11 protein-coding genes are annotated in these 12500 nt (G+C 51.7%); 5 read left to right on the top strand and 6 right to left on the bottom strand.

Going from position 1 to position 12500, the window contains the following annotated elements; all coding sequences use genetic code 11:
- Position 1 precedes the first annotated feature (1 nt).
- The 3 genes from EDM55_RS25075 to EDM55_RS25065 all read left to right on the top strand — a co-directional run bounded on the left by EDM55_RS25075 (position 2) and on the right by EDM55_RS25065 (position 2720).
- Complete coding sequence (locus EDM55_RS25075; protein WP_092267090.1) at positions 2-1015, top strand: ABC transporter substrate-binding protein; 1014 nt, start codon at positions 2-4, stop codon at positions 1013-1015.
- Between the two features lie 120 nt (positions 1016-1135).
- Positions 1136-1933: an ABC transporter permease gene (locus EDM55_RS25070; protein WP_092267091.1), complete on the top strand. Its 798-nt coding sequence runs from the start codon at positions 1136-1138 to the stop codon at positions 1931-1933.
- Position 1934: 1 nt separating this feature from the next.
- The gene (locus EDM55_RS25065; protein WP_092267092.1) at positions 1935-2720 is read left to right on the top strand and encodes an ABC transporter ATP-binding protein; all 786 of its coding nucleotides are present in this window, start codon (positions 1935-1937) and stop codon (positions 2718-2720) included.
- Between the two features lie 273 nt (positions 2721-2993).
- Here the strand turns inward: EDM55_RS25065 and EDM55_RS25060 are convergent, their stop codons facing one another.
- From EDM55_RS25060 to EDM55_RS25035, 6 genes are all read right to left on the bottom strand, one after another.
- Positions 2994-3392: a hypothetical protein gene (locus tag EDM55_RS25060; RefSeq protein WP_092267093.1), complete on the bottom strand. Its 399-nt coding sequence runs from the start codon at positions 3390-3392 to the stop codon at positions 2994-2996.
- 161 nt (positions 3393-3553) lie between these two features.
- Positions 3554-4999 carry a sensor histidine kinase gene (locus EDM55_RS25055; RefSeq protein WP_092267094.1) on the bottom strand — a complete coding sequence of 482 codons (1446 nt, stop codon included), beginning with the start codon at positions 4997-4999 and terminating at the stop codon, positions 3554-3556.
- A complete protein-coding gene (locus EDM55_RS25050) occupies positions 4999-5694 on the bottom strand; it encodes a response regulator transcription factor (protein ID WP_092267095.1) in 696 nt (231 codons plus the stop codon). Before EDM55_RS25050 ends, EDM55_RS25055 begins: the two co-directional genes overlap by 1 nt.
- 222 nt (positions 5695-5916) lie before the next feature.
- Positions 5917-7272 (bottom strand): branched-chain amino acid transport system II carrier protein, encoded by a 1356-nt coding sequence (gene brnQ, locus EDM55_RS25045; RefSeq protein ID WP_122961648.1) that lies wholly within the window; start codon positions 7270-7272, stop codon positions 5917-5919.
- Positions 7273-7467: 195 nt separating this feature from the next.
- Positions 7468-8430 (bottom strand): DNA-3-methyladenine glycosylase family protein, encoded by a 963-nt coding sequence (locus EDM55_RS25040; protein WP_307723915.1) that lies wholly within the window; start codon positions 8428-8430, stop codon positions 7468-7470.
- A gap of 81 nt (positions 8431-8511) precedes the next feature.
- Complete coding sequence (locus tag EDM55_RS25035; protein WP_092267097.1) at positions 8512-9432, bottom strand: proline dehydrogenase family protein; 921 nt, start codon at positions 9430-9432, stop codon at positions 8512-8514.
- Positions 9433-9661: 229 nt separating this feature from the next.
- On the opposite strand from EDM55_RS25035, the gene EDM55_RS25030 reads away from it, so the two are divergent.
- Complete coding sequence (locus tag EDM55_RS25030; protein ID WP_122961647.1) at positions 9662-11371, top strand: sigma-54 interaction domain-containing protein; 1710 nt, start codon at positions 9662-9664, stop codon at positions 11369-11371.
- Positions 11362-12495: a winged helix-turn-helix domain-containing protein gene (locus EDM55_RS25025; RefSeq protein ID WP_092267099.1), complete on the top strand. Its 1134-nt coding sequence runs from the start codon at positions 11362-11364 to the stop codon at positions 12493-12495. The genes EDM55_RS25030 and EDM55_RS25025 overlap by 10 nt, the downstream gene beginning before the upstream one ends.
- Positions 12496-12500 lie beyond the last annotated feature (5 nt).

The following is a 12500-nucleotide window of genomic DNA, read 5'->3' as shown; positions in this document are numbered from 1 at the left end:
AGTGAAAAAGTTTCTATTTTTGCTGCTGTCCGTCATGGTTGCCCTCACTGCAGTCGGTTGCGGTTCTTCCAATCAAGCAAGCGAATCGAAGCCAGCAGAAGGCGGCAATGCTGCTCCTGCCGCCAAAACTCCTTTGAAGGTGACACTGCCTACATGGACTGGCTATGGCCCACTTTTCCTGGCGAAAGAAAAAGGCATTTTCGAAAAGCACGGTCTGGATGTAGAGCTCTCCATCATCGAAGGCTTGGCTGAGCGCAAACAAGCGCTGGCTGGCGGACAAGTCGATGGCATGGCTACTGCTCTCGACGTTCAAGTAACGCTGGCTGCTGCTGGTGTTCCGATGCAAGTCGTTTGGCTCTTGGATGACTCTTTTGGCGGCGACGGGATCATCGCGAAAAACGAAATCTCTTCTGTCGCAGATTTGAAAGGCAAAAAAGTTGCGTTTGAACAAGGCTCCACTAGCCACATGCTGATCCTCACTGCGCTGAAGCAAGCAAACCTGACAGACAAAGATGTAGAAATGGTGCAAATGTCCGCTGGTGATGCGGGTGCTGCCTTCGTTGCTGGCAAAGTCGATGCAGCTGTTACGTGGGAGCCATGGTTGAGCAAGGCTTCGCAAGCAAACGGAAAAGTTCTGCTCTCCACCAAAGATTTGTCCGGTATCATCGTGGATACGGTAGGCTTCAAAAAAGACGTAATCGAAAAGCGTCCTGACGATATCAAAGCATTCGTAGCTTCTATGGCAGAAGCAATGGATTACTGGAAGCAAAACACAGACGAGTCCAACGAAATCATGGCAAAAGGTCTGAAAATCGAACTGGCTGAATTCACTGGAACGGTTACTGGCCTGAAATTCCTGCACAAGGAAGAGAACAAAGAGCTGTTTGGCGATGGAAAAGGCGCTATTTATACTTCCACCAAAAATGCGATCGACTTCTACATGGAACAAAAGCTGATCGACACGGCTCCCAAGCCAGAAGACGTATTGAATCCAACTTTTGCTGGGGGACTGTAAGAAAACTTCTATCGAGGCCCGTACAAGGTGGAGCGACCGCGTTTTCACTCCCTCTTGGGGGCCTCCTTTTCTCTTGCTTGACCCTATAAAATGACTACTTGATCAAAAGGAGGGATGACGATGTGGAAAAATGTTTTCACCCCGAATAAAGATATCGCCAAACCTCTGTACACAGGGGCGGGAATCGCGACCTTTATTCTTTTGTTGCTGTTCTGGTCCATCCTCAGCTACGGAGGCTTCGTCAATCCGCTGTTCCTCCCTGCTCCGGACAAGATTGTCAAATCTGCGGTCACCATGTTCCAGAGCGGTGAAATTTGGACGGATATCGGCATCAGCTTCTCCCGTGTAGCTCTCGGCTTTATTCTGGCTGCCGTGATTGGCGTACCACTGGGCATGCTGATGGGCTCCTTGCGCGTAATGCAGGGTGCTTTTGAACCGATCATTGGCTTTATTCGCTACATGCCTGCTTCTGCTTTTATCCCGTTGTTAATTTTGTGGATCGGCCTTGGTGAGGGCGAAAAAATGGCTGTCATCTTCCTGGGCACCTTCTTCCAGCTTACCTTGATGGTCATGGACGTAACGAAGAACATCCAGAACGAGCTGATCGAAGTCTCCTACACGCTCGGTGCAAAAAGCTTCCAGCTGTTCAAACGGGTCATCCTCCCTGCTTCACTCCCTGGTATTGTCGATACGCTTCGCATTACCTTTGGCTGGGCGTGGACGTACCTGGTTGTAGCCGAGCTGGTCGGGGCTTCGGACGGTCTCGGATTTATGATCATGCAGGCCTCCCGCTTCCTGAAGCCGGACAAAATTATCGTCGGGATCCTGATCATCGGGGTACTGGGATTGATCATGGACCTGATCTTTAAAGCAATCTATCGCGCATCCTTCTCCTGGATGAGAAAGGAAGGATCTTAAGATGACGACAACACCGAAATTAGTGATCGATAACGTAGGGAAAGTATTTTCAACCAAGAGCGGACAGGTTGTCGCATTGGATCGGACTTCCTTCTCGGTCGAGGAAGGCGAGTTTGTTACCATTCTGGGGCCATCCGGTTGTGGGAAATCCACCATTTTGCGCGTCGTAGCTGGCTTGGAGGAGCCCTCTTCCGGCCATGTCTACCTAGATGGCAAAGAAATCAAAGGACCTGGACCTGACCGCGGAATGGTCTTCCAGTCGTATACCCTCTATCCTTGGCTGTCGGTAAAGGACAACATCACCTTTGGTTTGGATTTAAAAGGCGTTCCCAAGAAACAGCAGGACGAGATCGCGTTTCACTACCTAGATTTGATCGGTTTGAAAGGCTTTGACAAGCATTATCCGATCCAGCTGTCCGGTGGGATGAAGCAGCGTGTGGCGATTGCTCGGGCGCTCGCCAACGATCCGCAAATCCTTTTGATGGACGAGCCGTTCGGGGCGCTGGACGCACAGACGCGGACGATCATGCAGGAGATCCTGTTGAAGGTATGGGAAGAGTCAAAGAAAACCATCCTGTTCATCACCCATGACGTGGAGGAATCGATCTTCCTCGGAGACTCGATTTACGTGATGACAGCGCGGCCAGGACGCTTGAAGAAGAACATCAAGGTGCCGCTCCCTCGCCCGCGCGACTACCAGAACAAGCACAGCGAAGACTTCCTCGCATTGAAGCTGGAGCTGCTTGACCTGATTCGCGAGGAAAGCTTGAAGGCGGTCAATCCGTAAGGGACCACTACGATCGAATAGATAGGTGAAAACCCCAAGACGAATGGCAAGTGTTTGCGAGCCAGTGTCTTGGGGTTTTCGGTAGTCGTTTCCATTGCTCGATGAATATCCCTTTCCAGGGCAAAAAAAATAGGCGGCAGATCGCCACCTAAAAATCAGGTATATGGTAAACCCGGGGAGGGAAGTAGAGGAGTACAAACGAACAAGTTGGCTTCTTGTCGTCAATGCTCGATTACTCGATAACAGTTACTGTACGGCTACAATCATACTGCGTTATTGCTTCGGTGCGTCAGTCGTGCTGGACTGGTCAGAAGAACCACTGTTCTCTGTACCAGCTGCTCCGGATGCATCTGTGGAGCCTGCGTCAGTCTTGGTGTCTGTGCTGCTGCTGTCACTCGATGTAGTGGAATCGGATGACGTGCTGGAGCTGTCAGACGAACCAGCGGTACCGGCTTCAGAGCCGCTTGTTGCTGCATCAGGTGTAGATTGATCTTGGGAAACCGAGCTATCGGTCGATTCACTAGTCGTGTTGGTGGAGCTCTCCGGTGTAGTTGCGGCGCCCCCCTCTTGTTGTGTCGCAGGTTCTGGGGTGCCCGTATTGCTGGAGCAGGCAACCAAGCTACCTGACAGGAGCAATGCGACAGCTGCGATGGAAACCCATCTCTTATTCATGTTCATTCCCCTTTCATTTCCTTGGTGTCGTGACTCTCTCTCGGCCACAACTACATACTACAGGCGAAAGATAACCATTCTGTGAGGAAAGTGGGAAAAAAGCATGATCAAAAGATGAAAAAAGTATGACCATCCTGTCAAAGGCGAAACGGCACGCAAACTTACGTCGTTTGGCGATAGCTCGCGACAGTCGGCAGCCAGACGGTAAACGTACTACCCTCGCCCAGCTCGCTCTCGACCTTCCATTTGCCGTCATGCAGCTCTACCAGTTCCTTGACGATTGCGAGGCCCAAGCCTGTTCCCTTGTTGTTTTTAGAGCGCCCGCGATCGACTTTAAAGAAGCGTTCCCAGATTCGATGCACGTCCTCCTGGGAAATCCCGATCCCCGTATCTGCCACCTGGATCCGGACATAGGCGTCCTCTGCTTCCGCACGTATGCGAATCTCGCCTTGCTCCGTGAACTTCACCGCATTTTTTACGAAGTTTTTCAGAATCTGAGCGACCCGATCCCGATCGGCGTAGATTTTCGGAAGCTCGTCAGGAAGCTCCACATGAAGCGCAATCCCCTTCTCTTCCGTCTCTGCCCGAAATGCAAAAGCCACCTTGCCCATGACTTCTCCCACATCGACGGGGAACTTCGCCAAATTGATTTCATTATTCTCCAGCTTCATCAGATCCATCAGGTCATCGACAAGCCGATTGACCTGCATCGTTTCCGAATACATCACGGCGTAATATTTCTGCCGTGCCTCTTCCTCCTCGACCAAGCCGTCCTGGAGCGCCTCCAGAAAGCCCTGTATGGCCGTGAGAGGCGTCCGCAGCTCATGGGACACGTTTGCGAGAAAATCGTTGCGCACCTGCTCCAGATGGTGCCGCTCTTGCTCGACCTTCTCCAGCTTTTCTGCCATCGTGTTGATCGTCTGCGCCACATCACCGATTTCGTCAGACGTATCGACATGGACCCGCTCTGCATAATTTCCTCGCCCAATCTCTGCCGCAGTCCGCTCAATCGTCCGCAGCGGGCGGGAAATCGACCAGGACAGGTAGGAAACCATCGCTGTGGAGAGCAGGACACCAAACAGCGTTGCCCACAGGATCGTCTCTCTCATCTGCCCGAACGTTTTCTCAATTCCCTCGATAGGAGCATGCAGGATGATCCCGCCGTACACTTCCTCTCCCTCGCCCCACGGCACGGCTACGGAAAGCATCGGGTCTTCCAGCCCTTCGATTTGCAGCTCTGTGACCGCACTCTTCCCTTTGAGCACTTTGTCAGCAATGGATACAGCGATCGACTTGCCCGTAAATACTTCATCTTTCATAGAGGTCGCCACGATTTTCCCATCCTGGTCAAATAGCCAAATCCGGGTATCGAAGGCTTGATCCAATGAGACCAGCTGATCGACCAGCCGTTTGTTTACTTTATCGTAGTCCTGAATCGCCACATTGACCTTTTTGGCCATTCGCAGCATCTCTTCTTCCTTGGAATCGTAGATGTACTCGCGCGCAAAAAGCGAAATGAGCAGGCCGGAAATCCCTAGCCCGACAAGAACGGTAGCCAGAAAGCTGAACAGCAGACGGCGAAAAATGCTCTTCGATGTCCCTAGCATCAGGCGTCCACCCCGAACTTGTAGCCGATCCCCCAGACAGTATGAATGCATTCATACGGAAGCTTATCCAGGCGCTGCCGGATCTTTTTGATGTGGACATCGATCGTACGCACGTCTCCGAAATAGTCAAAGCCCCATACCAGCTCAAGCAGCTGCTCACGTGAGAACACGCTGCCTGGAGACTTCGCCATCTGGACAAGAAGATCGAACTCCTTGGGTCGGAAGCTGACTTTCTCTCCTGCGGCAACGACCTCCCGCTTATCCAGATCGATTGTCAGCTGATCAAACGTCAGCGGGTTCGCGACATCCTCTACCGCTTTTGCTTTGGGCTGCATTCGCCGCAAAATAGCTCGAATCCGCGCCACCAACTCGCGCGGACTAAAAGGTTTCGTTACATAATCATCCGCGCCGAGCTCCAGCCCGAGTACGCGATCAAATTCTTCGTCTTTTGCTGTCAGCATGATAATCGGTGTATCCCACTTCTTGCGGATCTCCCTGCATGCCTCAAATCCATCCATCTGCGGCATCATCACGTCCAGAATGACCATATCCGGCGCTTCTTTTTCCATCAGTTCAATGGCTTGCTTTCCGTCTCCCGCGACGACGAGATCGATTTGCTGCTTCGAAAAGTACAAGCTAATAATTTCTCGTACATTCGGATCGTCGTCCGCTACCAAAACTTTTGTTTGTGCCAATGCCAACAACCTCCCTTCAGGCAGGCTTTTACCTATGGTATCACAGATACAGGAGATTGTGGACAGATGGAAGACCTAGCCAGCTGGAACTAGAAGGAAGCTCTTCCGTTAATCGACTTCTTTGCGATCCGTCTAGGCTGCATGTCAGAACGCGAATGGGATAGAAAAAAGCCGGGCGCAAGGTCCCGACTTCTGCTTGTTTTCCTCGGTAGAGGTTTGCTTTTACGTATTGCTCGGTTTCTCCTGATATGCCTTCTGTTCTCCTTTGCGCTTCGGACGCAGGCTTCCCCACAAATAGCCCAGCAGTGCACCGGCAAGCGCAGGAAGCAGCCAACCGATACCTTCCTTATACAACGGCAAATTCCCGTATACTTCGGTGATACTTTCAACCGGCAAGCCTATGAGAGCAGCACCATCGATCAGGCTGATGGCCGCAGTTACCACGATCGCACCAATATAGACAGAAGAGTAGCCTTTGAACAGCTTGTGGGCAAATGACAGGAGCATCAGCACGATGCCGATTGGATAGATCGCCATCAGTACCGGAACGGAAAAGGCGATCAGCTGCGTCAAGCCGACGTTGGCTACTGCCGCGCTGAACACGCTGATAATCGCTGCCATAGTCTTGTAAGAAACCCCCGGAATCTTCTCCGAGAAGAAGCTGCCGCATGCCGATACTAGACCAACCGATGTCGTCAAGCAAGCCAGCATGACTGCCAAGCCCAACAGCATGGAGCCAAGCGGTCCAAACAAATGCTGCACGACGCCAGTCAGAATCTGTCCACCATTTTCGGAATGCCCCAAGGCAATGCTGGTAGCCCCCATATAGCTCAGGGCGAGATAAACCAAGCCGAGGCCGATCGCTGCGATAATGGCAGCCTTAATCGTAGATTTTGTGATTTTCTTCGGATCTGTCACCCCTACAGCCTGTACGGATGTGGTCACCACAATTCCGAAAACCATCGCCGCCAGAGCATCCAGCGTCAAATAGCCTTCCAAAAAGCCTTTGATGAACGGTGATTCCTGATACGCGCCTGTCGGCTGCCCCATTTCCCCGATCGGATTCAGCAGGGTCCCTACATACATGACGCCAATAATGATCAGCAAAGCTGGCGTCAAGATTTTCCCGATCCGGTCAACCAGCTTGGACGGATTCAGGCAGAGCCAATAGGTCAAGGCAAAATAGATAATCGTGGTAATGAACAGCGGTACCCAGCTTCCTTTTGCCGAATCAGGTAAAAACGGCAGGATGGCCATTTCAAACGTTACAGTCCCTGTACGCGGAATCGCCATAAACGGACCAATGGCCAAATAAACAATAAACGTAAAGACGACTGCAAAGAGAGGATGCACTCTTCCTGCCAGCGTCTGCAGATTTCCTCCACCATATGCTACTGCGATGACTCCCAGCAATGGCAAGCCTACACCCGTCGTGATAAAGCCCAGCATCGCTGTCCATACATCCGTACCTGCCGCTTGTCCCAAGGCAGGTGGAAAAATCATATTGCCCGCTCCGAAGAACAGGGCAAACAGCATGAGTCCCACAGTGATGGTCTCTCTCGTTGATAATTCTCTCATGTTGTTCCCCTTTAATATTCTATTATTTTTAAATTTTATTTATTATAGCTTAAATTTTCGCGCAACTACAACCTTCTTTTTATTCGAAGTTATTGGAAACATTCCCGTTCTACGATTAGTATTTGTACTTGTTCAGCTTTCCATTCTAGCTGCCAGACCTTGAGGGGGAGAGGGCATATCGATCTAGACTGCCCGTTACTCCCAGGTCTCCTTTCTTCTGATAGCTCCGACCGCTTCCCATATGTATAACGAATACACGCTGCGCCAAGGCCGCCAGTCTTCCCCAATCCGGCGAATTTCCTTTTCATCCGGTTTTTCTGCCAGCTCATAGACCATCTGCAGTCCGTTTCGCAGACCGATATCTGCTGCCGGGAGCAGGTCAGGACGTCCCATGCCAAACATCATCAGGCACTCGACGGTCCACCGCCCAATCCCTCTTTGCGCGGTCAGATGCTCGATGATCTCATCGTCCTCCATCTGCCAGAGCCGATCCAAATCGACCGTTCCGTTGACAATGGCACGAGCATAATCGATGATGTATTCCGCTTTTCGCTGACTGAATTGCAGGGGACGCAAATCAGTCGGCTCCAGTCTGGCGACGGCCTCCTCTGTCGGAAACGCCATAAACTTATGCCCTGTTTCATCCACCATCACATCGCCAGCCAGCTCCATTAACCGCTGCGTCAGAGATGCGGCAAACGCTAGATTAATCTGCTGCCCGATGATCGTCTTTACCATCGACTGAAACAAGTCAGAGTCGAGCATCAGGCGCAGTCCACGAAATCGTTCAGTCAAAATCACCATAGGCTGCTGCTGGCGCATATGCTCATAAATGGGATTCAGATCGAGGTCGGCACTAAACACATGCCGGATCGTTTTTTCCAGGAGCTGCTGCTCCGACACCGACAGGGTCGCCTCGGTATGCAAACGAATGAAGGGCTGCTCCATCGTGCCTGCAAATTGAAGACTTACTAATATCGGGCGTGTCCCTACCCGAAATACCCGACGCAAAGTGCTTTCCTGCACATCGACTAACAGCTGCGGATCGGGATGCGTCTCCAACCGGCGTAACAGACGCTCAAATGAATACGGGGGAGTAAGCGAGATGACAGACGAATACACGAGCATCTCTCCATTCTTTATATGATGGTTCGCCATTACCATATCCTACTAAGATAACACAAAACACCTCCGGACTCATCCGAAGGTGTTCATTCGTCATTTCACTATCTTGCTGTTTTACTTGGTAAACATTCCTTTGAGGACGAATTTCACGTTTGCCGGGCTTTCCGCCAGACGACGCATGAAGTAGCCGTACCAGTCGTTGCCGTATGGTACATAGACACGCATTTTGTAGCCTTCCCGAGCCAGATCGATCTGAGACTGACTGCGGATCCCGTAGAGCATTTGGAATTCAAACTGTGTGCGCGGGATGTTTTGCTCCTTCACCAGCTTTTTCACATACTCGATGATCGCATCGTCATGCGAAGCAACCGCTGCATAGCCGCCGTTCAGCAAATGCTGCTTGATGATTTTTTTGTAGTTTTCATCTACATCTGCCTTGTTTGGGTAAGCGACTTCAGGGGATTCCTTGTATGCGCCTTTTACCAGACGGAAGTTGACCTTTTTGTCTTTCAGACTGTCGATGTCGTCGGATGCCTTGTACAGGTATGCCTGGATTACGGTCCCTACGTTATCATAGTCCTCCAGCAGCTCGTTCAAAATTTCCATCGTTACGTGGTTGTGCGCGTAGTCTTCCATATCGATGCGAACGAAGATGTTTCCGTTCGCCTTCGCAGCATCCAGAATGCGGCGCATATTCTGCATGCACAGCTCGCGGCTGATGTCGAGACCGAGCGAGGTCATTTTCAGCGACAGGTTGCAATCAACACCGGATTCATGAATCGCCTCAAGCGTCTTGATACAGTAATCGGCCGATTCGTTTGCTTCCTCTACGCTAAAAACGAATTCACCCAAGTGGTCCAACGTGCAAACGAGTCCCTTTTGGTTCAGGTCGCGAACAGCGCGGATTGCCTCAGCGATGGTCTCCCCGGATACAAAACGGCTCGCCCCAAAGCGCAGGCCCCATTTTTTTGCGGCATTGTTCAGTGTTTGGTTTTTGGATAAGAATAGAAAAAAGTCCTTCATAGCTTGTTCCATCGTTGACTGTCTCCTCCTCAACGTACTCTGCGTCTTTATTCCTGCATGAATCATGCCAAAGCATTCTTCGGCTCTAGGTCACATGATTTATGCCGGGAGTCAGAGCAAGGAACGTACATTTTATACACTTCTGTACATATCGTGTTTATTCTTGTACACTTTTGAATAGATGTTCGTCTGTGCACGGCATGAAAAATTCACTTTATTAGTGTGGTTAGGAAGTGATGATTTGAAACCCTTATTTTCACTGGATAGTGTTGTCCTCTCCCTCACTGTACCCGTCAGCCCTGATGAGATCAGCATACGCGCTGGCGAAAGTGAAGGTGTTTGGCTGCACGATGGGCATACCACCAAGATGCTTGTGGTCGCAGAAACAGCCACCCTGACAGAGGTCACCAAGCTGCTTCGCCATCACTTGACGGAAACGTCGATACCAGGTGTTGTCACTGTCGATGAAGCGGGGAAGCCAACCGGCATGATTGCCCCGGACCAGTTATTTTCAACCTATCTCACCCTGATCCAAAACCAGTCGGTGCTGCTACGCACCCTAATGGATACGATGAGTGAAGCGACGACGATCGTGGATTCCCGTAACGTTGTGCAGCACTGGAACCGGGCAGCGGAAACGATATATGAAATTGACCGGGCTCAGGTGATCGGCACCTCTTTGGATCAGCACTTCGCCAGCGAATCCATCCGTCTGCTGGACGCCCTGAAGCAAGGAACGTCCGTACAGCGTGTCTACCACATCCCACGTCCGGACAGCCACGTCTTGATCAACGCCGCTCCGATCCGGCTGGAGGGCGATATCATTGGGGCCATTTCCATCGAGCAGGACATCACGGAGCTCGTGCGACTGAACGAGCAGCTTTCCCATACCACCGCCCATCTGCATACCCTGCAGCAGGAAATGAGCCGCTTTCAGGCGGGAGACGACCCGTTTTATGCGATCAAAGGCCATTCCGCTTCCATCCATTCCGCCATCCTCTCCGCCCGGAAAGTAGCGCAGACAGATGCAACTGTCCTCATCTACGGGGAGAGCGGTGTGGGTAAAGAGCTGTTTGCCAAAGCCATCCACCAAGCCAGCCGGCGTCGGGAAAAGCCGTTTATCGCCATCAACTGCGGTGCGATTCCTGCCGCTTTGTTCGAAAGCGAGCTGTTTGGCTATCAAGGTGGAGCGTTCACTGGAGCTGAAAAAAAAGGGAAGCCCGGAAAGCTGGAGCTAGCTCATGGAGGTACGTTGTTCCTGGATGAAATCGGCGAGCTGCCTTTGGAGCTGCAGGTCAAGCTGCTACGCGCCCTGCAGGAGCGTCAGTTCTATCGTGTCGGTGGAACAGAGCCCATCACCGTCAATACCCGGATCGTTGCGGCTACCAATCGTCAGCTGGAACAAATGATCGCAGACGGGCGCTTCCGTGAAGACTTGTACTATCGGCTCAACGTGTTTTCGCTGGAAATCCCGCCTTTGCGCGAACGCCCCGAAGACTTGCCTGAGCTGGTGCAAATATTCATTCAGGAATATTCCGTTGTCCATGAACAGACTGTCCCGCGAATCGCCCCTGAGGTCATGCAGGCCCTGTCCGACTACAGCTGGCCCGGAAACATCCGCCAGCTGCGCAATGTCATCGAGCGCCTGTCCATTTTGCAGGAAAACGGGGTCATTCAGCCGGAGCATCTGCCTTCTACGATTCGCTCTCAGCACAGTGTCGAGGCGGTTCCTGCCTATGCGCCGCCCGTCCAGCCTCGTCCAATGCCGCAGCCGCTGTACGCTCCTGCACCAGGTTTGGCAGGCACGGAAAAAGAGCGGATCACAGCTGCACTGGAGCGAACTTACGGCAACAAAAAAGCGGCAGCCGAGCTGCTTGGCATTTCGCGTGGGACTCTGTACAACAAGATGAAAAAATACGGCTTGCACGAGGAGTCGTTTCGATGGGAATAATTTCATGGTCTGACGAGCTGTTTCAAGTCCATTATGCCGATGAGACGATTACGCTCCTGCCCAAGGAGTATGCCTTGTTTCACTACCTGTTCACGTGGAAAAACCGGACGTTCAGCCGAGAAGAGCTGCTCGATCGCGTATGGCCTTTGGAGGACCCGACCGATCGAACTGTCGATGATCACATTTACCGTTTGCGCCGAAAGCTGCAAAAGTGGTCTCCTTTATTTACCATCGATACGGTGAGGGGAGTTGGATATCGCTTGACGTGGAAGCAGCAGCAGCCTCCCCAGCCCTCGGTGCTCAACCATGAGTTTGCAGATACGATCCGCAGCTTGATGGAGACCTACCACGGCATGGGAATGGGTGCAGCCATGCAGACACTGCAAGCCAATCAGGAAGTGCTCGGTTTTTCCTTGGACCCTTTTTACGAGATGTACCTGCATTTTATTCGCGGTGATTTTCCGTGGTTTGTGGAAAATACGTCTTTTTCCTTACCGGAGCGGCTCTTTTACCTTTTTCATATTTACTACATGGCAGAGACAGAGATGGAAAACACCGTGCACTTGTTAAAACGGGTAGAAGCGTATGCTGGACAGATGCCCCCCACGTTTCGCGATGAGGTGCAAATTACAGCCGTCGCAGTCTTTGCGCTGGCAGGACTGAGGAAAGAAGCGGAAGAACAGCTTGCAGTGGCGAAGCAGGTGGTTGCCAGTATGGAATCCAAAAGCTTCACCCTTTTCTTGCACGCCCAACAAGTGCTGCTCGCTCTTGTGTCCAATCGGCCGGAAGAAGCGGAGGAGCTGATTTTGCACGCTGCGGAAAAGCTGCAGCTGGTGCCCATGCAGCGGGAGCTAGGCAGCTTCATCGTTTATCGGGGAATCTGTCTTTACATGCGGGGAGACCGTACAAAAGCTCGCCAGCAAATTGACGAAGGCGTAGAGATTATCCGTTCCACCAAATTTATTCCCCATCTCATCTATGCGGTGAAGACCGTTCACTTTTTCCTTCTCACTCATCCCTATGATGAAGAATGGCTGCGAAAATACTCGAAGCTGTGGGAAGAGCTGAACCGTGAATATGCACTGGAGCGTTTGAAGAAATCGATCCTCTGCGCCCTTTCTTAAGCCCT

Source organism: Brevibacillus centrosporus (assembly GCF_003710815.1).
Taxonomy (GTDB): Bacteria; Bacillota; Bacilli; order Brevibacillales; family Brevibacillaceae; genus Brevibacillus; species Brevibacillus centrosporus.
This window is presented reverse-complemented; position numbering and strand designations above follow the sequence as displayed.